This is a genomic window from Brucella sp. IR073, from assembly GCF_049065735.1.
In the GTDB taxonomy this organism is placed as follows: Bacteria; Pseudomonadota; Alphaproteobacteria; order Rhizobiales; family Rhizobiaceae; genus Paramesorhizobium.
Genome location: NZ_JBAKHD010000007.1, coordinates 160,455 through 183,670, shown reverse-complemented (window position 1 = coordinate 183,670; position 23,216 = coordinate 160,455). Strand labels below are relative to the sequence as shown.

Genomic DNA, 23,216 nt, shown 5'->3' with positions numbered 1-23,216 from the left:
CAAAGCAGAGTGAAGTTTTCGGGCTTTATGACTTCGGTCACGAAGAATTCGAAGCGTTCGGCTTCCGTTTTTCCCTGAAGCAGGCCCTCCTGGTCGGCGAAATTCATCTCCACCATGAAAAGGCGTTCCCAGGCTCTGCGCGCAGAAGGGAGGAAAGCCGCCTCGGCAAAATCCTGCAGCGTCGCTTCGGGAATATGCGGGCTCTGACGCTGCCGGAGTTGCCCGCAGCTATCGGCAATCAGATGGTGGTAGAGGCTGGAAAAGACCTCCTGTTCGGATGGAGAGTCCAAAGAAGGCATCTGCCCTTTCCTTTTCCCCCCTCGCTACGGAACTTTACAGAGCGGGTTCGGGCCGGCTCTCTTCGATATTCCACGGTGACTTGCGTGAACCGAAAATCTCGATGGTGACGTTGAAGGCAGCTTTGCCCTCATTCACCGTCCCCTGGAAGGCGCAGACGGCTTTGCGCGCAGAAAGAAAGCGCATGGCATAAGTCATCTGAAATGCGACCGGGCGATCCGGTCGCACGGAACCAGACAGGCTCCACCGTTCAGATCCTGTCTGGTTCCTCTCGCTGGGGCGCAGTCATCCGCTCAATGAGCCGCGTCCGACGCCGCCGCGTTTGTTCCATCGATCTGCTGCGGGAGGCAACGTCCAAGCGTTAAATCGCACTTTTCGGTGCAACCGCCGGTGATGAGCGAGCTGCCTGCTTCGATCTGCATACGGCGGCCAACCACACTCTCCGCCATCTGTGCATTGAATTTTGTCGAGATCATATCTTTCTCCATCTTCAGGGGTTGAGCACATGCCGATGGCGAATTCGATGAACTGCCAAGGCGGCATGCTGGCCAGCCGCGGACATAGAAACATCTGTTCCAATAGGGCGGCCGCAAAGTCCTTCCGTCATTTGGAAGGCAGGTTAATTTTCTTAATGATCTGGCCCAAACCGTGGCCAATCTGTGGTTTTTATTGTGTAAGACTTAGGAAATCATTCACGTTTGCTCGACAGAGCCACCGAAAACTTGGGGCCGTTCGGATCAATAGCGAGGATATTTGCCGAAATTGCCGACGTAAGAATTATAATCCCTCCCGAGGAATGCGCAGGCGCATTTGCCTATTGTGATGAGCCGGTCAAGATCGATTCCTGTGTTCACACCTTCCCTTTCCAGCATGTAAACAAGGTCCTCGGTCGCAACATTGCCCTTGGCGCCCGGCGCGTTCGGGCATCCGCGTTCTTCAAATTGAACGCTATGCTCTCCTTGTTGCAGTTGATCGCGGAAAAATAGAGCGATTTGCCGTTCGCTACTGGATTTCTGTTCCGTTCGCGGATGGCATTTCGTGCCGCACTCAGGCGACGCGGCTTTCAGCAGTCTGTCGTCGTCGAGGTCTCATGTGTGATCGAAGCGAGGAATAGCAATATTTTCTCACGCGCACGTGACGGTTGAACAATAATACTTGATAGTTGAATAACAGTATCAATTATAGAGGCTGGGGGCGTTAACATTCCGCAACTACTCGGCTTCAATCGCCTCGGCCAGGGCCTTAACGTGGCGGGCGTCGAGATAATGCGGGCCGTCGAAAAGGTAGATATCGTAATCTTGCATCGCCCGGATCTGCGGCAGAAGCTCCTCTGCGGTCGCAGGGCGGAATTTGCCGGCCGCCGGCCTGAAGGCTTCCACGATAACCTTGACCCGTTCCTGTCCAAGCCGGTCCGTCAGGGCATCGGCATATTGGCGGGCAACGGTGGGGGTTCTTGCCTCGACACCGACGCCGTCCTGAAAAAACACGCCGACATCCGGGGGAAGCCAGCCTGTGAGCCAGTTGGCGAGCGTATCCGCGCCGACATTGGCGCTGTCATAGACGCTGATCCACAAGGGACGCGGCAGCCATGCCAGCGCCTCGCCCATGACTTCCGGCGCCCGGCTCCAGGTCGGGTCCACTTCGACGGGGAAATAATATCCCTCGATATTGAGCGGCAGACGTGTTTTTGCGAGCGGAACCGAATCCCGGGCCAGAGCCACGGCATTCGCCCTTGCTTGCTTTTCGTCGAAAATCCCGGCGAGGCCCAGAATGACGTGTTTCGCCCACGGCTCGCGCGAAATACGCAGCCAGTCGGGCGGCTGCAGCGCCGAAGGGCCTATGAAGCTGACGCCGTCCACTTTGCTCCACTGGATGAGCAAATGATCGACGCCGAGTTCCTGCCAGTTACCGGCGATATCGGTCGTGGCGTTATCGACCTGCCAGACGATCCCCTTGACCGGGCCTTCCCGCCATTCTTCCGAAGCATGGCGGCCTGGGATGATCCACACGGCGAGGCTCGCCAATGCAAGAAAAAGGAAGAGAATGATGAAAACGGCCCTGCCACCCATCAGTAATTCACGCTGATGCCGGCAAAGAGGCCTTTGGCCCGGTCATCTCCCGCAAGCTTCACGCGATACTGGAGGGTAAAATCGACATAAGACCGAGGCGCCGTATATTTGTCCTCCCGGAACCAGTAGCGCGCATTGATGCCGGGGCCGGCGCCGAGCGCGAATTCCTTTGTCAGATCGCTGTCGTAACTCGCCCCCACGGCCACAAAGGGCGTCAGCACCAGATGTTTGTCGATCGAGTCCATGCGGAAGCTGCGGCCGATGCGGGCCTCTCCATTGGCGACATTCTGCCTCGATTCCATATAGCGGGCGGCCTCGGCATAATATTGCCCCGTCCACCAGGAGGGCTTATCGACACGCAAATCCGTGCCGAACCCGTCGGAGATCGCCGCGCGGAGCAGCGTATCGTTGCGGGCATGCTTGCCAAGCTTGAAAAGCCGGCTCGCCTCCAGCACCAGATTGTAGTGCGGAAAGGGCTTCCAGCGCGCACCGGCGCTGCCCTGCATTGTCGAGAGACCGGTAGGCCCATCGCGCGAATCGCCCAGCGTGGTGAATTGCCGGGCGAAAAGCTCGAATGTCGAGCCGTTCCGATAACCGATACCGGGCGGACGCCAGTAGACTTCCGATCCGGCCTGCGCGATGCGCCCCGGATTGCCTGACGGCAAGGCGGCTGCGTTGGAAACGCCGCTCGAACCATAGGTCACCGAGGCCGAGGCACCGAACTCGCGCGTCATGTCGGCGACCTCACGCCGCAGGCCGAACAGCGCCTGCGGCGCCAACTTGAATTCGCCCCGCTCTTCGGCATCGATCGCCTCGCGCATCAATGCGACCGCTTCGTCATTGCGATAGACGCGCTTGGCCGCATAGGCGGCGTCGATCAGCTGCGTTCCGTGCAGTTCGCCCCGGCGCTTCGCCGTTTCGAAAGCCGCGTAGGCCGCGGTGTTGTCCCCCGCCCGAACCGCCGCATAGGCGCGGTCGAGGATGGTTGGCGTGGCGGGACCGCCGGGCGAAGGTGAGGTCGCTGCCGCTATGCGCCGCGCTCTTGCGGCATTGCGGGCCGCGCTGCGGGCAGTTCGTCGCGCTTGGTTCTTCTGTTTCTGCGCCGCGAGCGCGTTGGTAAGAAGGGTGCGGTAACCGGCGTTGGCGGGTTCCAGTTTCACTGCCTTTCGCGCCTCGCGCACCGCCAGATCGTAGTTGCGGCGGTCATAGGCGCGATAGGCCGTATCCGCCGCCCGATAGGCTGGATTGGGTTGCGCGGGCGGCTGAGCCACGGGGGGCGCGGGAGCGGTCTGAGTTTCCGGCGCGCGCTCCTCGGCGGCGAGTTTTTTCAGTTCGTCACGGGCAGCAGCGGAAAGAACCGGGTCGTTGGCGGCTTGCTGTGCCTCCTGACGCGCCTCATCCTTGCGGCCTGCCGCATCGAGCGCCTGCACGAGAAGGGTACGAAGCCGGCCGACATCCGGCCGCTGGCGGATGGCTTCGCGGGCCTGAGCAATGGCAGTCCCATAATCCTTCCGCTCGAAAGCTTCATAGGCCTCCGCCGCGATCCGATAGGCGGGTCCGCTCAGGGGAAGTTCCCCGCCATTCTGGACAGCCACCGGAGCGGAGTCTTCCATGCCGTCTTTTGCTGTCTGTGCATGTGCCGCGCCCGTCGCCAGATACACCACCATCAGGACCGCAGCCAGGCTGCTGAGATGCAACCTCTCCCTGCGCTCATGTTTTCCCGGATTGAAAGCAAGCAAGCCTTTCCTCATTGGAAGTACCCTCCAAGATCAGGCGTCGCCTGCGCGAATCGTTTCCTCTGCTCTTCAAGGGCCGCTTGAAGCATATCATCGCTAATAACATGATTCGCAACCAAATAACTCCCAACGAGACCATCGCGCTGGGGAGAATACTTCATCATGGCCTCGTCAATCGCCTGTTTGGAAATATATCCTCGTTCAATGATAAGATCGCCGAGCAGGGGCACGCCGGTGGCGAGCGCGGGATTCTGCTTCGCCCCTCCGCCGGTCGCCTTGGTCAGAATGCGTAAACCCATGGCAATGTCACGGTCGCGCACGATGAACTCACGCGGCATATAGCCCAGCGCAGCGCGGATCTGATCTTCCGCGGCGGGAGGCAACGGTGTGGCGGAGGCCAGACGGAGGCGGTTTTCATCCTGGTCCCGCAAGGGCAGGACACGCCAGCGAATGCTGAGATCGAGCGGGAAGAGTTCCTTGGCCGCGACAATCTCCGCCTCGGTGACCGAGGTGAGCTCCAGACCCGACTGGAAGGCGATGGCTTCGGCGAGAACTTCCTCATTCAGCCATCCTTCCTGTAGCAGAATACGGCCGAAGGGAATGTGCCGGATGTTCTGCTTTTCCAGCGCGGCGGTAAGATGCTTCTCGTCGATCGCCTGCCAGGACACGAGAAGATCGCCGAGCCGGGTAGCATCGCTGGCAAGCCCGTCGGCGGAAGGAAAGTCGTGCATCGTCTTATCCCAGACGAGGCGCGTTCCCATGAAGAGATGGGACAGATATTGCTTCCAGGCGCGCGCCATGGCCATGAAGTTCACGAAATTGCCGACCACCATGCGCGGTATGGAGAGAAGCCCATGCTCCCAACCGAACACGCGGCCGGTGAAATAGGCGCGCTGGCCGATGCGAAGGACGAGCGCAATGGCATTCAGCCCGAGCAAAGCACCTATCCACCCATGCGAAGAAAGAAGCGGCGGATAGCTCAACGTCAACAGCCCGCTCGCCTTGGCAATCTCGAACAGGACATATTGCGCCAGAAGAACATAGGCGAAGATCGCGACGAAAGCGGTCACGGCGCCCTTGCGGTCGCGCAGCAGGAAATAGCGGTCGGCGAGCGAGCCGTACCAGCCAAAATAAGCCCAGCCCTGAAAACAGATGCCGAGCGACCAGCGCGCCTTCTGCCGGTAAGAGGTGCGAAACGTATTGGGAAAATACTCCCGCACGCATAGCGGCATGCGCACGATCACTTCCTTCTGCTTGCCATAGCCGAACCAGGTGGCGCGGGTGACGCGATACTCCACCGGGAACCGGGCGAGGATCGAGTACATGCCATGGGCGGCAAGACGGACGCCGATGTCGTAATCCTCGGTCAGAGTCTGCGTGTTGAACGGCTGGTTGTCGGTCTCCGCCGCGAGCGTCAGCAGGGCGCGGCGGGAGAAGCAGGTTCCGACGCCTGCGGATGGCACCGTCCTGGCGAGGCTTTCGCGGACGACGAGATCCTTTCCGTGCCACTCCGCGAATTCGTCCATATAGACGCCCGCCACGAGATCGGACCAGTCGCGCTCCAGCGAGGCGACGGGGATTTGAATCAGATCCTTGCGCGGCAGGAGGTAGTTGAAGAACTGCAGCTCCAGCGGATGCAGCACATCCTCGCTGTCATGGAGGACCACGCCGGCGAATTCGATGCCATGCTGGGCTTCATGACGGAAAATCGCCTGCACGATCCAGTTGAGGCAGTCGGCCTTGCAGGTCGGCCCGTCATGCGGCACCTCCACGCGGACGAGCTGCTTGTACCGCCTCCGCATGCGCTCGACTTCCTTGATCGTCGCGGCGTCGTTGCGATAAGTGCCGACGAAAATCGTATAGGCGCGGTAATCCAGCACCTTGACCATGTTTTCCAGCATGGCCGCGATGACATCATATTCGAGCCAAGCCGGAATCATGATCCCGATATGCTGCTCCGGCCGGTCGCGCAATTGCTCCGGCCTTAGCGGCTGGTAACGGCGCTTGACCGTCAGCGCGCGCTTGATTTCCCTTGCCCAGTACCAGGCATCGATGAAGAGATCATCGATGCTGGAAAGGAGAATGATGAAGGCAACCACAACCGCGGCATATTCAAGCCAGCGGTAATAATCCGCGAAGAAATAGGGCCAATAGAGCGACATCGGATTTCCCGCCTATGCATGATCGCCGTTGCGGTTCCGGCGCTTCTTCGCCCTCTGGGCGAGCAGGACGAGGAGGAGTAATGCCGCGGCGAGGAAGGCCGTGACGACCCATGAGAAATTCTCGTCCCAGAACGAGGGCTCGAGTAGGCTGCGCCAGCCAAAGGGCTCCGCGCTCTTCCTCGGGCTGCCATCCGCATTGAGGTAGACCGGCGCGCCATTCTTATCCAATGTGGCGAGGACGCCCGTATTGCCCACCACCGCTATATTCCCCTGAGGAAGCTTTATCGGCTCTTCGAACCTTGGGTCTTTGCCGACCGTCTGATAGCTGATCCCCGGTTGCTTTCCATCCGTGACCGCCTGCAGCACCGCGACATGGTCGAGACCGGAGACATCGTAGAAGGTCTTGCCCTTCCGGTCCGCGATGGACACATGGTCGCCGGATACCTTGATCGTATCGGCTGCGCCGGCGACCGGCACGTCGAGGGCGAGGAACGGCTTTTGCGGGGTGACCGTCGTATTGGCGCCGTGGAAGGCCAGCTCGGCGCGGGAGGGCGAAATACCGGCGGCATTCGCCACCTGGATCAAGGTCGGCAATGTAGTCGAGGCGTGGGATCGCCATGCCGCGGGAACCATCACGACGGCGTCGCCTGCGAGCCTTGCGACCATGCCGGTGAAGTTACGCGCGGCCGGCGCATCCTTGAGCTCGATCCGGCTTTCCGGCAGCACCGCGGTGGGATAGGCCTGCGGCACCTCGCGGCAATTGTCGCTCGCCGCCTGGCGCTGGAACTGCACGCGCACCGTGTTGCGCGGCAGAAGCACATAGGAGGGCACATCCACGGAGATGTTTTCCGGCTTGCCATCCGCATTGAGGCGCTTGGCGCCGAGCAGATGGTCGTTGAGGAAGACTGATGCCACGGGGGACGTTGCCGTTGCTCCCGGGGCGGCTGCAACGTCGATGCTCATACTCGAGGGCACCTTGCCCTCGGGAAGGCCGGTTCCAAGGTCGAAAGTCGTCGTCCAGTCGCCGCGCGCAACCACATCGAGATTGCCGGCCGCCGAATCCAGCGAGAAGAGCGGAACGCTGTGCGTGGCCGCATCCGGCTCGCCCACGGTGTTGACAATCAGGCGCTGTGCCACCGCCGTGCGCCGCCACAGGCCGTCGAAGAGGCCCGTAGCGGCGGCTGCGGCATCGGGGGAAACGGTGATGACAGGACGGCCGGCCAGCGTGCGGACCTCGACGCTGTTTGCCTCCACAGGCTGGAGAAGCGTGTCCTTTCGCGCCGTCAGCGCCTGCAAAGCTTCGACGGCGGCCGGATCGGCCTCTGACAGTTGCGCCGACACCGCGTCGAGCGCCCCCTTCAGTTCCGCCGCCAGCGCCGGACCGGCGACCGCGACCTGAGCCTGCAATTGCGGTGCGTCGAGCAGCAGCAACGCGCCGACTTCCGCCTCGCTGGTGAGGGTGACCTTGCCGCCCCTGGCAAGCGCGGCAAATGCGGGAATATTCGCCAGCGCGGGCGGAACCTCCAGTCCGGACGTGTCGATTTCGCTGCCCTTCCTGGGGAGCGTTATCACATCGACCGTCTTTCCGGCCCGTGTGAGAGCAACGCCGAGACGCCAGGCGGCGTCGTAGCTGCCGCTTTCGAGCGAGTCGGCGGCGACGAGCAGCACGACTTTGCGCGGCAGAGCGGACCAGGCCGCCGTGAGGTCCTTCACCTCAGACGCATCATAGCTGTAATCCAGATGGGAATCGGGCGATATCTGCAGCACATTCCCGATGGCGCGCTCGTCGTCGCACAAGTATCGGCCGGTCGAAGACGACCATGCAAGCCCGAGCCGCACGAAGCCTGAAGGACGCGGCGAACCGTCGACGCCGATATTGATGTTGGCCTTGCCTTGAGGGTCCGTCGGCGACTGAGCGGCAACCACATTGCCGTCCAGCGAAAGCGCATAAGTCGTCCGCCCGCCATCCGCACGTAAGTAATGGCCATCGATCACCAGGCTCGGCTTGGAAAGCGCCACATTCGCCGGCACCGGCAGGTAGATTTCCCGCCGCGCGTCGCTGGAACCGAGCACCACGGGCTGGGTGAGGCCGAGATCCCTGAGGCTGACCCGCTCGTGAACCATGGTGTTGGCCGCAAGCGCCTTGATTGTGTCGCCAATCGCGCCCGCATGGGCCGGGTTGCCTTGCAGGATGAATGCGCTGCAGGCAGCAAGCAGCATGACGCGACGGCGATAGGATAATGAAGCCATGATATACCTTATTTGGATGGTTTGCTGAATCGGGTGTTCAGGCTGCGAAGGGAGAGGCAGGCCGGCCCGCGAGCGCGGCGGCGATCCGTTTCGATGCGAGGCCGTCGCCATAGGGATTGAGGATACGGGCAAAGCCGGCGTAATGGGCCGCATCCTCCAGAAGCAGTTTCACCTCGCCTATGATGCGTTCGGCATCCGTGCCCACCAGCCGGACGACGCCGGCCTCGACCGCCTCCGGCCGCTCCGTCACGTCACGCATGACCAGAACCGGCTTGCCGAGCGAAGGCGCTTCCTCCTGTACGCCGCCGGAATCGGTCAGCACGATATCCGCCCGGTTCATCAGGTGGACGAAGGACAGATATTCCTGCGGCTGGATCAGCCGGATGTTGGGCTTATCGCCGAGCAGTTCCTGAACCGGACCGCTGACATTCGGGTTGAGATGCACCGGATAGACGATCTGCAGATCGTCCCGCCGCGCCAGCCGGGCGAGCGCCTCGCATATATTGAGGAAACCGCCGCCAAAGCTTTCGCGCCGATGGCCGGTGACGAGGAGCAGGCGCCGCGACGGGTCAAGAAAGGGGAATTGCGCGTCGAGCCGCTCTCTCAACCCCGCGTCCTTGCCGATCCGGTCAACCGTTTCCTTGAGCGCATCGATCACGGTATTGCCCGTGACGAGGATTTCACCGCCGAGCCTCTCCGCGCGAAGATTGTCGGCGCTGGTCTGCGTCGGCGCGAAAAGCTTGTCGGCGGCGACATCGATGACGCGGCGGTTCAACTCCTCCGGCCATGGCTTGGCAAGATCATAGGTGCGCAACCCCGCCTCGACATGGCCGACCTTGATGCCGCGGTGAAAGGCGGCAAGGCTGGCAGCCATGGCGGAAGTCGTGTCGCCATGCACCAGCACGTAGTCGGGTTCGACTTCGGCAAGCACCGCATCGAGGCGGCTTGTGATCCGGCTGGTGAGCCCGTTGAGTGTCTGGTTCGGCTCCATGACCGAGAGGTCGTGATCGGGCTGGATGTCAAACAGATCCAGCACCTGATCCAGCATGGTGCGGTGCTGCCCCGTTACGCATGTGCTGGACTGAATACCCTCTTCCGCCGCCAGCGCCTTGACGACGGGCGCCATCTTGATGGCTTCCGGTCGCGTGCCGAATACCGTTAGAACTTTCATTCAACAAACCCACCTTGCACCTTGGACAGCACGGGATTGCGCAGCGATACGGGCAATCAGTGCTTTGGGCGGGGGCACATAAGCCAGCTAACTGGCGGATTCGTGTCGAAAAACATTCAAGCTTGTAACAATTGGGCAATATGGCCGCATATTGGGCCTTAATCACGGTAAAGTGCTTTCCGTGAAGCGGGCTTTATCCGGGTGTTCTGCGTTATCTAACCTATTGGCTGCCGGCGAAGGAGCGGGCCGGCTCGTCGGAAGGTCCCGCCGCTCTTGCTCCCGGCGCCGAGACTTGCGCAAAGGCTATTCGTGATTTGAGAGAACGATATAGATATTAAATTACCTTCATTTATAAACTTAAATAAATAATTAACGTCCAAAGCTACTCTTTACATCAACTTCATTGAAAGAAACAGCGACGCGTATTATTTTGTCGCAATTGGCCGGTCTTGGCCTTGCTAATTTTTGCAGCGGGGTGTCGAACGGCTGTCTGCCAAACCGGGGACTGCAATGAAACGGCTATCCGGCAGTTCGCTTGCTCCATTTGTACCCAATATGAAACTGGCTTTTTCATTACTGGCGGCTTCCTGCCTCCTTGTCTCCCTTGGGGTGGGGCAAGCCGATGCGGCGAGTTTTAATTGTGCTAGAGCAAGCGCGCCGGATGAGCGCGCTATTTGCGCCGGTGCCGGCCTTTCGAGCACTGACGACCAACTCGCGGGCCTTTACGCTCGCCTCCGCAAACAGCTGTCTGGCAAGCGGCGGGCGGATTTGGCCGTCAGCCAGCATGAATGGTTGCAGCGGCGCGCGAAATGCAGGGATAATTTCGCCTGCCTCGTGACCGTATATGGTGAACGGGCCGAGCAACTCCGCGCCTCTCTTGCCGGGATCAACGCGCCGGTCGAAACGGAGGCCACCGCAGCGGCGGGCCGGATTCTCTACTGCGCAGCCAGGCAGCTCGAAGTGCGGCAGGTCGCTATCGCCTCGCCAGGCATGATGCAGACGCACGCCTTCTTTGGTGTGCTGAACCATGGCTCAAAGCCATGCATATTGCGAGCCGGAGCAGTGCGTGTCTGGTCGAATGACAAGCCCCCGGCTCCGATCCGCGGAGAAGCGCTGCCGAGCAAGCAAACACTTTATAAATGGTATTTAACAAGCGCTGACAGAAGCGACCCGGACAGTCAAACGCGTTATGTCTTGCCGCCGGTGCCGCCGGACTGGGAAGTGGCGCTGAAGGATCTCATAGGCTTCCCCATCTGGAACAGCGATGCTTCAGGTACCGGCGAGTGGTTTTCCAGCATTTCGGTCCAACTTCCGGATATCCAAGGCCGTCCGATGGGCCGGGTCTATAAAACTGAATATAAAGGCTACGCCAGCTTTCCAATCCCGAAGATGCGTGTTGGACTGATGCCGTTTTTGGCCTGGGAAGTGACGGAAGGAGTCAGCTGTCAGACGGCGCGGACCGTCGATGTACGGCTAACGCTTCAGTGCTAACTAAGACCAGCCTGACTAATCCGCGCAAAACATGCGTACTTCAGACAACTTTACGGAAAACTGACGAACTATTTAATAATCACCCTCTTGCTTCGGAAAATTCGGGAGCCATTTAACTTCGAAAGGACTGCAATACCCTCGACGCACCAATACTTCCATCTGTTTACGCAAAAGTGTATTGCACGTTACGCTGTTGCATGCACGCATATAAAGAATGTGTTCTATTGAGCGAAGGCGTAAGATGGCAGGCGGCAGGAAAGTACAAAGGGGAACGGTGGCTGAATTCACGCTGCGTGGCGTGCTGCTGGGTGGAATAATCACGCTTCTCTTTACCGCAGCCAATGTCTATTTGGGTCTCAAGGTCGGCCTGACCTTCGCCACATCCATTCCCGCAGCCGTGATCTCGATGGCGATCCTTCGCGGGTTCAAGGATTCCACCATTCTGGAAAATAATATCGTCCAGACCGTCGCGAGCGCGGCGGGCTGTCTTTCCTCGATTATTTTCGTGCTGCCGGGTCTCGTCATTATCGGGCTGTGGCAGGGCTTCCCCTATTGGACCACGGCGGCGATCACCTGTACCGGAGGCGTCCTTGGCGTGCTCTTCTCCGTGCCGCTGCGGCGCGCGCTCGTCATCGAGGCGCCGCTCCCCTACCCCGAGGGACGTGCCGCTGCCGAAGTGCTGCAGGTCGGCTCCGGCTCGCGCGAGGGGGCGGAGGAAAGCCGCAAGGGGCTTTCCGCGCTGGTATGGAGCGCGGTGGCCTCCACCGCCTTCGCCATCCTGACGCAGACCCGGCTGGTCGTGGGCGAAGCGGCGGTCTGGTTTCGTGCGGGCGCGGGCGCGACTGGAATCTCCAGCTCCCTGTCCCTGGCGCTGCTTGGGGTCGGGCATCTTGTCGGCCTTTCCGTCGGCATGGCGATGTTCCTGGGCCTCGTCGTCGGCTGGTGGGTTCTGCTCCCGGTTCTGACGGCATACCATCCAATGGCCGGCGGTGCGGAAGCATGGGCGAACAATATTTTCAGCGCTGACGTCAGGTTCTTCGGCGCGGGTGTCATCGGCGTCGCCGCCGTCTGGACGCTGCTGCGCATCGCCTCGCCTGTTCTGGGCGGCATTCGCTCTGCGATGGCCGCAAGCCGGGCTCGCCAGGCGGGAAAGAGCATGGCGATCGAGGAACGCGATCTGCCGATTTCGCTCGTCTTCATCGGCAGCCTGGCCATGCTTGTGCCGATTACCGTCCTATTATGGAGCGTCATCTCAAGCGGCCCGCTCGCGGGCTCGGAGATCATTCTCATCGCCGGCACTCTGGCCTTCGTGCTGGTCATCGGCCTCATCATCGCTGCCGTGTGCGGCTACATGGCGGGGCTGATCGGGTCGTCAAACTCCCCAATTTCAGGTGTCGGCATTCTCTCCGTCGTCGCCGCTTCGCTCATGCTTGCCGGCCTGTTCGGGTGGCACCAGAATGCCGATACCACAGGCGCGCTCATCGCCTATGCGCTGATCGTCACCAGCATCGTCTTCGGCATCGCCTCCATTTCGAATGACAATCTTCAGGACCTGAAGACTGGCCAGCTCGTCGGCGCAACGCCCTGGAAACAGCAGCTTGCGCTGGTCATTGGCGTCGTGTTCGGATCGCTCATCATTCCCCCGGTGCTCGATCTCCTCAACACTGCGTTCGGCTTTGCCGGTGCGCCGGGCGCTGGGCCCGATGCGCTTCCCGCACCGCAGGCGGCGCTGATTTCCGCGCTTGCCAAGGGCGTCCTCGGGGGCAATCTCGACTGGACGATGATCGGCTGGGGCGCTGTCGCCGGGGTGGGCTTCGTGATCCTGGACGAGGCCTTGGGCTACACGCGCCGGCTGCGCCTGCCGCCGCTCGGCGTAGGCATGGGAATCTACCTGCCGATGAGCGTGATCCTGCCCACCGTCATCGGCGCGGTGCTGGGCTGGTTCTATGAACGCTGGGCATCCGGTCAGGCGAATGCCGAGTTTGCCAGCCGCATGGGCGTGCTTACCGCAACCGGACTGATTGTCGGCGAGAGCCTGTGGGGCGTCGTTTTCGCCGGCATCGTCGCCGGCTCGGGAAAGGATACGCCGCTCGCTCTGGTGGGCGACAGCTTTGCCGAGCCTGCGCTGATCGCAGGCGTCGTCCTGTTCTTCGCGATTGTCTGGTTCCTCTACCGCTTCACGCGGCAATTGGTGACATCGGGCACGCCCAAACGCGGTGGGAAATGACGAGGCTTAACGGGAGAGCGTGTGGAGCCCCTGCTCGAAATGCCCATCCAGAATTATACGCGCAGCTGCAATCCCGACACTTTCCCTGGTGAATTCAGTGCCAACTGCATGGCAGGCTTCCACATGCGCGCGATATTGCGCGGGATTGTCTCTCATGGAAACAATCCACTGGACAAGCTTATCGAGATCGCCGGTTTCGAACTGAACCCCGCATTCCCTACTCTCAAGAAACTCGCCCGCCTCGCAAAAAGGCGTGACAACGGCCGGCAGCCCGAGGCCGACATATTCCCAGACTTTTACAGGAAACGCATCTCGGGATATCTCGCCGTCACGGCGCAGACATAAACCAATATGGCAGGAGGAAACGATTTTCATCGTGTCCTCAAAGCTTTGCCGCCCGAGAAATTGCAGGTTCGCCGGTATTGCGCCCGTCAGAATTTTCTCTTTGGCACCGTATCCGACGACAACAACGTCGATACCATGGGGAAGCAGCCGCTTGGCGACCTCTACCAGACCTTCTATATCTTGAAATTGCCCGAGGATGCCATGGAAACAGGCTGTAAAGCGTTCTCTCTTGGCCGTCCTGATCTCACGAAGCTTCTCGGGAAAGCCGTTGTATAATGTCTCAACCCGCGCTTTCGTCCCGGTCGCACGTATATGTCTTGCCAACCCTCCAGTCGCACCGAAAACAAGAGAGGCGCGGCCCAGCCAAGCGTGCTCCAGTTTCTCCAACCAGCGGTATAAAAGCGAGTCTTTCGAGATCAGTTTGGCGTCGGCATAAACCAGAGGATATAAATCCCTGATATCGAGCACATAGCGCCGACGGAAAGCCGACACGAGCAACCCCAGCATCAAGCTCGGGATAAAGGGTGGTGACGACGCCAGCAATATGTCGGTGTTTCGGCCCTTTTGCAGGATCTCGTAGGCCGCTCCTCCCCCCAGCAGCAACTCTCCCCAGAGCCGTCTCGCAAAGGACAGATTGTTTTCAGGCGCCGTGAATTTGAGCTGATGCACTTCGGCGCCGTCGATGGGAGTCGGATTGCGCGTCGCCGTGAACACGCGAATTTTTATCTCCAGACCGCGCCGGCGAGACTCCGCCACCAGCCCATTCACGAAGGATAGGGCGCGGATCGAACCAGCGCCTGGATAGGGTGGGAGATAGGGGAGAAATAAATTTACGGCGGTCGGAGCCGACTTCCGTTCGAGGATACGCACTATTGATATCTCTTACGCCTGTGAATCGCGACGAGCGAATTTGCCAGTTTCGCATAGGAAGGAAAGTCAAAATGGCTCACTGGCGGCGCTGTCATATATTCCTGAAATTCGGCCTCAGAGAAGCCGAGCTTCTTGCATACATATTCCCGCAATTCCTCTGCCTCCTGCGCTTCCAGCAGGGGGCGGCTGAGCTCTGCCAACGCTTCTTCCCGCGTGACCTCTCCGTTCATGATCAGGTCGGAAAGGTGGATTCTTCGTTTGTCTACACCGAATTTCCGGGGAAGGATGTAGGCTTGGTAGAACTTGGTGAAGACGGACTCATAGTGCTTTCCGCCATAATAAGCCCAGCCAAGCTCCTTTTCCAGGACCGCCATCGCTTCATCCTTGCGATACGGAATGTAGTTGAGAAGGCTGACGGCTTTAGGACCATGGACATAGTAATACCAGGCCATCTTCCAAATACTGATCGTAGGATAGTTGGAAATCGGTACACTTCCGAAGCGGCCGTGTATCGCCTTTAGATTCCGCAGATCGAACTTAAAATGTGCCCAGGAGGCAGGCATGATGGATTCGGTGGCGGCATTCGTGCCCGACAGGATCGTCTTGATCTTATGCTTCTTGGCTATTCCGAACATAGCCGCGAAGATCGCGTGATCAGTCACCATTTCGATATCGATCACGCCCGCGCGGAAGAACGACCGCTGGATGTCCCGGAATTCATCCCAGTCGATGACATAGGTCACCAGATCCAGACCCAGCCGCTTGACCATCCTCTCGATATTCGTGACGGCAAGCTCGCTATTCCAGCCATTGTCGAAATGAACCGCCAACGGACGCAAACCGCGCTTCACCGCCTGGTAAGCGACATAAGAGCTATCGACACCGCCGCTGAGACCGACAATGCTATCATAGTCACCTTTGGCGTCCGCCTTTATTTGGGCAATGACCTGGTCCAGACGCGCTTCTGCATCGGGCTTGGAGAAAGGCGCAAGCGCAACCCGCTCCTCATGCAGCTTGCAATGGTTGCATACGCCGTGCTCATCGAATTCGATATGCGGCTCGCTGGTATCCATGACGCAACGGACGCATATTCTATATGGCGCTGTCACTGGTACGAACTCCTTTACCCCTAAGATATGCCCGATGCGTTGAAGCTCTGGAACAATGCGTTTTGGTCTGGATAGGTGATCAGCACGCCGCGATGCTTTCCCTGAAACACGAAGATCGCGCCGCCGGCCACGGCGGCCGCGCCGGACTTATTGACGGCTTCAGCAAAGTCGGCGAGATCCTTCGCACCGCCAGATGCGATCAAAGGTATCGATAACTGCTTTGAAACCGATGCGATCAGGGCGTGGTCGTACCCCGTCATCGTGCCGTCCCGGTCAACCGCGGTCAGCAGAATTTCTCCTGCGCCCGCTTGCTCACATTGCCGCGCATAGGCCTGGGGATCGAGACCCGTGCCCTTTGCGCCACGCGCGGTCACCACTTCATATCGTCCGAAGAGCTTCCGGCGCACATCGATGGCGACGACGACTGCCTGGCTTCCGAACTCTCTCGCTATATCGGTAATGAGCTGCGGATTGGTCAGGGCAGCGGAGTTGATAACCACCTTCTCGATGCCAATGCCGAAGATCCGCTTGACCTGCTCGATGGAGGTGACCCCTCCCCCATAGGCGAGCGGCATAAAGCATTCATCGGCTATCTTCGCGATTATCTCGAATGAGGGTTCGCGTTTTTCCTGGCTGGCGGTGATGTCGAGAAGGACGAGCTCATCGACGCCCTTGTCGTTGAATATCTTAATGGCGTTGATCGGATCGCCGATATAGGTGGGGTTCTTGAACTGGACGGTCTTGACCAGTCCGCTGCCTTTCAGCAGAAGCGTCGGTATTACACGCGGCAGCAACATCTATCAAAGCTCCACAAAATTACGGAGGAAGGCGATCCCGTAGCGGTGGCTTTTCTCCGGGTGGAACTGGGCTCCCATGATGTTGTCTTTCTGAAATGCCGCGGCGAAATTCTGGTTTCCATAAGTGGCTTCAAGCACCACGTCATCGCGATTGCCGGGGCTGACGAAATAGGAATGGGCAAAATAGAAGCGAGCGTCCTCTTTTGCGCCATTGGCAAGAGGCGCATCCTTCACGGCTCGCACCAGGTTCCAGCCCATATGGGGAACCCGCAGGCTCGGATTGGATTTTTGATCGAAGCGCACGGTGCGGGCGGACACCCAGCCAAGACCGGGGAGTTCGCCTTCCTCACTTCCCTCGGTCATGAGCTGCATGCCAAGACAGACACCAAGAATCGGCACCTTCTCTACGAGGGCCTTGTGATTCAGCGCTTCAATCAATCCGGATTGCTGGAGCTTCCGCATGCCGGCATCGAAAGCACCGACACCGGGGATTATGATCTTCCCCGCCGACAAAACAGCTTCCGGCGTAGAGGCGATCTCGCTGCGAACGCCGATTTTTTTCAGCATGTTGCGCATCGAGCCAAGGTTGCTCGTGCCGTAATCGACGATGGTTATCAGTTCAGCGACCATGGACGGCTACACCCTGTCTTGTCAGAAACGAGCGATAATTCTCTCGCCAATTTTTAGCCCATATCGCGTCTTCATCACATTTATTGCCCGAAACATCGTTCCCACATACGCGACGGATAATATCTTCAGCATCGGCTACATCGATAAATGGATGGTTCGGCAAACCGGACCTCGACTTCGGCGTATCCCATACGAATATGCAATCAGCCAGGCCAACAGCTTCGAACAATGCAGTCGACACTTCGCTGATCACGAACCTGGCATCGGCGAGTGATTGATAGATATCGGCACGCGTGTCAATCTCGACTGTAGGATAAAGGTGCGCGGTTTCCGCGACGCTGGCTCGTTCAAACGGATGGGGACGAAATACGACTTTGACGCCGGTACCTCCCAGCCCTTCCGCCAGCTTCACCGCCAGCCCCATATAGCGCTGGGTCTCTATGCCGTTGCCGATGACGAGAAACGTCTCTTTGCGCGCCGGCTGGCTGATATGGGTGAGTACATCTTCCCGGTGCGGGTTGCCGATGGATATCTTCTCCACCGGCGCGTTGACTTGCTCGGCCCACCAGTCGCCATAGCAAAGGAGCGTGTCCGGAAGGCAGCGACGAAGCGCCTCGTTCGCTATTGCCGCTGGAGCAAAATTGTAAGAATCATGCCCCGATGATATCATTCCATGCTGGTATTCCGCGACATGGATGCCCAGGGAACGCGCTGCGGCCACTGTTACCGCCGACCGGCTGTAGCAGCCCTCCTCTTTCAGGAGAAGCTTCGCGCCCGTGGCGCGCAGCATCTGACGATACATCGAATACATGAACGGCGCTGCTGCCGCGCGGCGCGCCAGAGTTTTCTCGATTTGCGCTATTCGGCTCTGCGGCGGCGACCAGCCGATCTGCTCCTTGGCACGCCTCGCCGCAATCGCGATAATCTCAGCTGCTTTTTTGCGATGGCTGGACCTCGCCAGGACGCGCCCTGAAAGCTCACCGGCCACCTGATACGGGGCATGGAATGCTACCTGTTCAAACACGCGGGGGAATGGCCAGTTCCAGCGAAATCCCTCTTCGATTACGAGTGTTTCTGCAGGCGCCGCCAATGCGAAATGATCGCAAAGCCGGTTGAACCAGCGGCCGTTTCGGATCTGCAAGCCCATGCCGGATGCCATGATGCAGATGCCATCAGGAACGGAAGCTCTGGAGCGGATATTATGGGCCGTTCCTTTGGCAAGAGTGACGATAGCTTTCGCAGAAACGCGACGAGAGGCGCCGGCGGGTGGTATCGGCGCGTCATAAAAGAAGTCGCTCATCATGGCGCGGAACACGACATTGCGTATCAGCGCCCAATAGGGAATCCCCGTGCGTTCGCAGGTCACAGCGAACAAGGCCGGGTCATCTTCGATCAGAATCATATCCCGGAACGTGGGGAAGGAGGAATTGCCCGTCATATGGCCAGCGCCTTTAGCCAAGGCATGGGCCGGGCGCGTGCGGCCAGCCGCCATGTTCCGAGAAACAGCATGGTTTGGCCCGCGATAAACGCAACCGCTGCGCCCTGAAGTCCGATCGCCTTCAGGAGCACGTAAGAAAGCGCGGTATTCAGCACGCCGCTCAAAACGGAAATGACAGCCAATTGCGCTGTCCGGCCCGTAAAAAAGATATAGTTGGACATGATGAGATATAGTCCGCCGATAGCCTGCCCTATCGCCAAATAGATGACGATGGGGGCAGCCTCCTGATACTGAGGACCTACGATGGCCGCAAGCACAGGCGGAGCTATTATGCCGAGCAGAAAGCCTCCGCCCAGCACGGCAATGAAATAGACATAGGTCAGCCGGACGACAAGGATGTCCTTCCGGGCGTCGTTTGCCTTTAAGCTTTCAATGAGCCATGGCGAAACGGCCCTGGCGACCGCATCCACGCCCATCAACACGATCATCCCGACCTGCACGGCCACCATGTATATGCCGGTCTTGGCTACATCGAGAATATTGGTGATCAGGAATCGATCAACGGTCGCGACGAGAAATCCTCCGACCGCGTGCGGGATCAGAGGCACGCCGAACCGCAGCGCGCTACGGGCATAGCCGGGATCGAATTTAAAGGTGATCCACCCTCCCCGCCAAAGGGAAATCAATGATGCCATGCCGGTGAAAAACAAGGCTATGGCCATCCCGCCTGTCCGGCCTTGCCACGCCATCTTCATCACGATGACGAAAATCAAGGAAAGGCTGATGTCCACACCCGCCTGGAAGATACGCATGGCTGCGAACGGGACAGGGTGCTTGCTCGATTGCCAGATTGCGAGCCTGATTTGCGTCAGAAAGGCGCATGCGGAAGCGGCAACGGCGACCAGCATCCATGGAGCCGGTATGTCTATGACGCGCTCCAGAAAAGGTCCGGCCAGAAGAACGAGAATAAATGTGACGGACGAGCTGGCCAGCAGGATGATGAGACAGGTTCCGACGAAACGGGGGTAATCCAGTTCCTCGCGGTCGAAATACCGCACGCCGACCGCGCCATGGACACTCAGGCCGACAAGCAACCCCATCATCTGGACGAATACGGTATACATCGCCACGATACCATATTCGTCCGGAGTAAATTCGCGCGTCAACAGAGGCAGAAGCGCGACCGGCACCACGCCGACCATGGCATTGGTGACGGCATAAATCATTGCCGAGCTGAATATCGCTCGAGCAGCTTTCATCTTCCGAAGAACGTACGTATCGTTCCCGAAACCTGGTCGACATCCTCAAGCGAAAGATGCTCTCCTATCGGAAGGCTAAGGAGCGTCTTGTCGCTTCGGTTGACAAACATGTCTTCCTGAGCCTGACCATGCGCTGCATAGGCCTGGAGTTTGGGCAGCGCCACGGGATAGTGAATGCCCGTCTGGATTCCATTCTCTCCGAGATGCCGGGCAAGCGCATCCCGCTGCTCGGTGCGCACCACGAAGAGATGATAAACCTGCCGCGCCCAGTTCTTGCGCTGCGGCAGAACGATCTGCGGCACATCGCTCAACTGTTCGAGATAACGGTCAGCGACTTTAATGCGCTGCGCCGTCCAATCCTCGACATAGGGCAGCTTCGCGCTGAGAATGGCCGCCTGGATGCCATCAAGACGCGAATTCCTGCCCTCGAATTCATGCTCGTATTTCGCGACGCGGCCATGGTTGGCGATCATGCGAATCTTCCGGGCCAAGTCCGCGTCACCGGTCAGAACAGCGCCCGCATCGCCATAGGCGCCAAGGTTTTTGCCCGGATAGAAGCTGAATGTGGCAACGTCGCCTATCGTGCCAATGCGCCGCCCCTTATATTCGGCGCCGTGCGCCTGGGCGCAATCCTCGATGATGCGCAGATTGTTTCGCTTCGCGATATCGATGAGGGCATCCATGTCACACGGATGCCCGTAGAGGTGAACGGCCATGATGGCAGAGGTGCGCGGCGTCAGCCGCCGCTCGACATCGGCAGGGTCCAGCGTATAGCAGGCGGGATCCACATCGGCAAAAACCACCCGATGCCCGCTTCTCGATACGGCTTCCGAACTGGCGATAAAGCTGTTTCCGGGAACGATGATCTCGGAGCCCTCGGGAAGATCGAGCGCTTCGATTGCGATCTCGATCGCATCCGTTCCATTCCCCACGCCGATGCAATATGGCGAGCCGACCCAAGCGGCAAATTCCCGCTCGAATGCCTGCACATAGGGACCGCCTATGAAGGCGGAGTCCGCAATCACCCGCGCAATCGCAGAATCGATGTCTGCCTTCAGATTCTTATATTGTTCGGCAAGATCGAGAAACTTAACCATTCCACCCATTACCTGATCTTTCTGGCTGGATTACCAGCGTAAATGCCCGGCTCTCTTATGTCACGCGTTACGACCGCACCTGCACCTATTACCGTGTCGTCACAAATCGTAACCGGCATTATGGTGGCATTGCTTCCGATGGAGACGCGGTCGCCTATGACGGTCGATTTCCATTTCGTCTTGTCGCCACGGGCCGGACCTCCGGTCGAGAATGTATCGTTGATGAACATAACCCCGTGTCCGATGAAGCAATCCTGCCCGATCGTCACCAGTTCACAGACAAAGCTGTGCGATTGAATACGGGTGCGCGCACCAATCCGCACGTCCTTCTGAATTTCCACGAAGGGTCCGACGAAGACGCCGTCATGAAGCGTACAGCCGTAGAGATTGCTCGGCTCGACAACAACCACATTGGAGCCGCATTCCACATCAACGACACCGACAGATCGAAATTGCGGTGTCATCAGTCACGTCTTCCCAGGCGAATGGTGTCCCTGGCCCGGCGCAGGAAAATTTCCCTGCCCGTTTCGATCGACTGGTAAATAGCGGTGATCAGCTCAAGGCTTTTGCGGCCGGCAAGACCGTCCACCAGATGCCGCTTTCCCTGGTGAATGCTCTCGACCACGTGCTCATAATAGGCCTGGTGACCAAAGCCATACACATTGGGCGGATTGACCGAATAGGTCGTCATGGCTTCGTCATCGCCCGGTTCCGGTGACACGAAGTTCCATACTTTCATCTGGTTGACGGCAAAGCCGCCGATCTCCACCGTGCCCTTCTCGCCGAGCATGGAGATGGATCCTTCGAGATCTCTCGGGCGTGTGGCCGTTGTCGCCTCGATAACGCCGAGCGCACCGTTGACGAATTTGAGGACGACCACAGCGGTGTCTTCGACTTCAATGTCCGCGAGGGCAGTGGTGCTCTTGGCGAAGACCGACTCGACGTCGCCCATCATCCATTCGAGCAGATCGACATGGTGGCTTGCCTGGTTCGTCAGCACACCGCCGTCGAGCGCCCAGGTGCCCCGCCACGGGTCCTGATCGTAATAGCCTTGATCGCGGCACCAGCGGACGCGGATGGTTCCCATAACCAGCTTGCCGAAACGCCCGGCCTCGAGGGCCTCCCTCATTTTGACGACCGGAACATTGAACCTGTTCTGCTTGACGACGAAAAGCTTTATGCCCGCCTCGTCGCAAGCGCGGATCATCTCGTCAGCATCTTCAAGCGTAAGCGCCATCGGCTTCTCGACGACGATGTGCTTGCCGTGACGCGCCAACTCAACCACGTGCTGGGCATGCAGACCGCTCTCCGTGAGAACGACAACGACATCGATATCGCTGTCCGTCATCATCTGGTGCATGTCGGTGTAGGCAGGCACGGAGAACTGCCGCGCGATCTTCTCAGCCTTCGCCGGGACGATATCACAAACCGCAGCAAGCCTTGCGCCCGCGATCTGATTGTTACCGAGAAGCTCCGAATGCCTTTTTGCAATACGACCGCATCCGACAAGTCCAAAATTCAACATTCTATTCCCCACTCGCTCGCACCTGGATTGCGGTCGACTTAAAATGATACGGCCCGGCGCGGTTCCTCTTTGAATAGATCATCAAGGACCGTCTTTCCCCTCAATGCGGGCCATAGAACTTGCCAGTGTGGCAAATCACAAGCACCTCGCTTCCGTCAAGCCCCGATAGCCCTTTCGAGAAAATTTCCCGGCAGCGTCGTGATTTGGTCGGTGCAAGGTACATGAGGAAGGCAGATGGGTTCGCCTATCCCCTTGGCGAACCCATCTTGAGCCGTCAGCCCTTCTTTGCGTTGTACTTGGCGTCGACCTCGTTGATGGCGTTCACATTGCTTGCGGAACGGCCGTTTTCGTCGAAGGTCTGGGCCAGATAGGCATCGGCGATCGCTTTGGCGAGTTCCGGGCCGATCACCCGCGCGCCCATCGTGATGATCTGCGCATTGTTGGAAAGCGCCGCGCGTTCGGCAGAGTAAGTGTCATGGGTCAGGGCAGCCCGGATGCCGGGAACCTTGTTCGCGGCGATGCAGACGCCGATGCCGGTGCCGCAAACCAGAATGGCGCGGTCGTATTCACCCGCCAGAACGGCGGATGCCACCCGGTCCGAGAGATTGGCGTAAAAGGCGTCGGGACCCTGCGAGGTGCGGGAGATTTCCGCGACCTCATGGCGATCCTTCAAGTAATCGGCGAGAATCTTTGCAAGCCCCTCGCCTGCGCTGTCTCCGGCAATTGCAAGTTTCATTTGTGTC

Annotated in this window: 20 protein-coding genes; 2 read left to right on the top strand and 18 right to left on the bottom strand. The window is 59.1% G+C overall.

Annotated features, from left to right (window positions below):
* The 8 genes from ACOWVG_RS15945 to wecB form a co-directional block, all read right to left on the bottom strand.
* Window positions 1–299, bottom strand: a 299-nt coding sequence (locus ACOWVG_RS15945) for a hypothetical protein (RefSeq protein ID WP_420963305.1), incomplete at its 3' end; no start/stop codon positions are given.
* Between the two features lie 34 nt (window positions 300–333).
* Window positions 334–483, bottom strand: coding sequence for a hypothetical protein (locus ACOWVG_RS15940; RefSeq protein ID WP_420963304.1), 150 nt, complete (start codon window positions 481–483; stop codon window positions 334–336).
* A gap of 107 nt (window positions 484–590) precedes the next feature.
* Complete coding sequence (locus ACOWVG_RS15935; protein WP_420963303.1) at window positions 591–773, bottom strand: hypothetical protein; 183 nt, start codon at window positions 771–773, stop codon at window positions 591–593.
* Between the two features lie 735 nt (window positions 774–1,508).
* Window positions 1,509–2,366 carry a hypothetical protein gene (locus ACOWVG_RS15930; protein WP_420963302.1) on the bottom strand — a complete coding sequence of 286 codons (858 nt, stop codon included), beginning with the start codon at window positions 2,364–2,366 and terminating at the stop codon, window positions 1,509–1,511.
* A complete protein-coding gene (locus ACOWVG_RS15925) occupies window positions 2,366–4,063 on the bottom strand; it encodes an NfrA family protein (RefSeq protein WP_420963301.1) in 1,698 nt (565 codons plus the stop codon). The genes ACOWVG_RS15930 and ACOWVG_RS15925 overlap by 1 nt, the downstream gene beginning before the upstream one ends.
* A 50-nt stretch (window positions 4,064–4,113) precedes the next feature.
* Window positions 4,114–6,264 (bottom strand): glycosyl transferase family protein, encoded by a 2,151-nt coding sequence (locus ACOWVG_RS15920; protein ID WP_420963300.1) that lies wholly within the window; start codon window positions 6,262–6,264, stop codon window positions 4,114–4,116.
* Window positions 6,265–6,276: 12 nt separating this feature from the next.
* Window positions 6,277–8,514, bottom strand: a complete 2,238-nt coding sequence (locus ACOWVG_RS15915) for a cellulose biosynthesis cyclic di-GMP-binding regulatory protein BcsB (protein ID WP_420963299.1) — start codon at window positions 8,512–8,514, stop codon at window positions 6,277–6,279.
* A 37-nt stretch (window positions 8,515–8,551) separates the two neighbouring features.
* Entirely contained in the window at window positions 8,552–9,685 is a 1,134-nt protein-coding gene (gene wecB, locus ACOWVG_RS15910) for a non-hydrolyzing UDP-N-acetylglucosamine 2-epimerase (RefSeq protein WP_420963298.1), read from the bottom strand.
* Between the two features lie 510 nt (window positions 9,686–10,195).
* On the opposite strand from wecB, the gene ACOWVG_RS15905 reads away from it, so the two are divergent.
* Both ACOWVG_RS15905 and ACOWVG_RS15900 read left to right on the top strand, forming a co-directional pair.
* On the top strand, window positions 10,196–11,176 hold the full coding sequence (locus ACOWVG_RS15905; RefSeq protein WP_420963297.1) for a lysozyme inhibitor LprI family protein: 981 nt from the start codon (window positions 10,196–10,198) through the stop codon (window positions 11,174–11,176).
* Between the two features lie 274 nt (window positions 11,177–11,450).
* Window positions 11,451–13,403 (top strand): OPT family oligopeptide transporter, encoded by a 1,953-nt coding sequence (locus ACOWVG_RS15900; RefSeq protein ID WP_420963296.1) that lies wholly within the window; start codon window positions 11,451–11,453, stop codon window positions 13,401–13,403.
* A gap of 6 nt (window positions 13,404–13,409) precedes the next feature.
* Here the strand turns inward: ACOWVG_RS15900 and ACOWVG_RS15895 are convergent, their stop codons facing one another.
* The 10 genes from ACOWVG_RS15895 to ACOWVG_RS15850 all read right to left on the bottom strand — a co-directional run bounded on the left by ACOWVG_RS15895 (window position 13,410) and on the right by ACOWVG_RS15850 (window position 23,209).
* The gene (locus tag ACOWVG_RS15895; protein ID WP_420963295.1) at window positions 13,410–14,618 is read right to left on the bottom strand and encodes a glycosyltransferase family 4 protein; all 1,209 of its coding nucleotides are present in this window, start codon (window positions 14,616–14,618) and stop codon (window positions 13,410–13,412) included.
* Window positions 14,618–15,727 (bottom strand): N-acetyl sugar amidotransferase, encoded by a 1,110-nt coding sequence (locus ACOWVG_RS15890; protein WP_420963294.1) that lies wholly within the window; start codon window positions 15,725–15,727, stop codon window positions 14,618–14,620. Before ACOWVG_RS15890 ends, ACOWVG_RS15895 begins: the two co-directional genes overlap by 1 nt.
* A gap of 20 nt (window positions 15,728–15,747) precedes the next feature.
* Window positions 15,748–16,524, bottom strand: a complete 777-nt coding sequence (locus ACOWVG_RS15885; RefSeq protein WP_420963293.1) for an AglZ/HisF2 family acetamidino modification protein — start codon at window positions 16,522–16,524, stop codon at window positions 15,748–15,750.
* A gap of 3 nt (window positions 16,525–16,527) precedes the next feature.
* Window positions 16,528–17,154: an imidazole glycerol phosphate synthase subunit HisH gene (gene hisH / locus ACOWVG_RS15880; RefSeq protein WP_420963292.1), complete on the bottom strand. Its 627-nt coding sequence runs from the start codon at window positions 17,152–17,154 to the stop codon at window positions 16,528–16,530.
* Window positions 17,144–18,592, bottom strand: coding sequence for a hypothetical protein (locus tag ACOWVG_RS15875; protein ID WP_420963291.1), 1,449 nt, complete (start codon window positions 18,590–18,592; stop codon window positions 17,144–17,146). Before ACOWVG_RS15875 ends, hisH begins: the two co-directional genes overlap by 11 nt.
* Window positions 18,589–19,818 (bottom strand): lipopolysaccharide biosynthesis protein, encoded by a 1,230-nt coding sequence (locus tag ACOWVG_RS15870; RefSeq protein ID WP_420963290.1) that lies wholly within the window; start codon window positions 19,816–19,818, stop codon window positions 18,589–18,591. Before ACOWVG_RS15870 ends, ACOWVG_RS15875 begins: the two co-directional genes overlap by 4 nt.
* A gap of 29 nt (window positions 19,819–19,847) precedes the next feature.
* Window positions 19,848–20,957: a DegT/DnrJ/EryC1/StrS family aminotransferase gene (locus ACOWVG_RS15865; RefSeq protein ID WP_420963289.1), complete on the bottom strand. Its 1,110-nt coding sequence runs from the start codon at window positions 20,955–20,957 to the stop codon at window positions 19,848–19,850.
* Window positions 20,957–21,412 (bottom strand): acyltransferase, encoded by a 456-nt coding sequence (locus tag ACOWVG_RS15860; RefSeq protein ID WP_420963288.1) that lies wholly within the window; start codon window positions 21,410–21,412, stop codon window positions 20,957–20,959. Before ACOWVG_RS15860 ends, ACOWVG_RS15865 begins: the two co-directional genes overlap by 1 nt.
* Window positions 21,412–22,473, bottom strand: coding sequence for a Gfo/Idh/MocA family protein (locus ACOWVG_RS15855; protein ID WP_420963287.1), 1,062 nt, complete (start codon window positions 22,471–22,473; stop codon window positions 21,412–21,414). Before ACOWVG_RS15855 ends, ACOWVG_RS15860 begins: the two co-directional genes overlap by 1 nt.
* A gap of 274 nt (window positions 22,474–22,747) precedes the next feature.
* Window positions 22,748–23,209, bottom strand: a complete 462-nt coding sequence (locus tag ACOWVG_RS15850) for an RpiB/LacA/LacB family sugar-phosphate isomerase (protein ID WP_420963286.1) — start codon at window positions 23,207–23,209, stop codon at window positions 22,748–22,750.
* Window positions 23,210–23,216 lie beyond the last annotated feature (7 nt).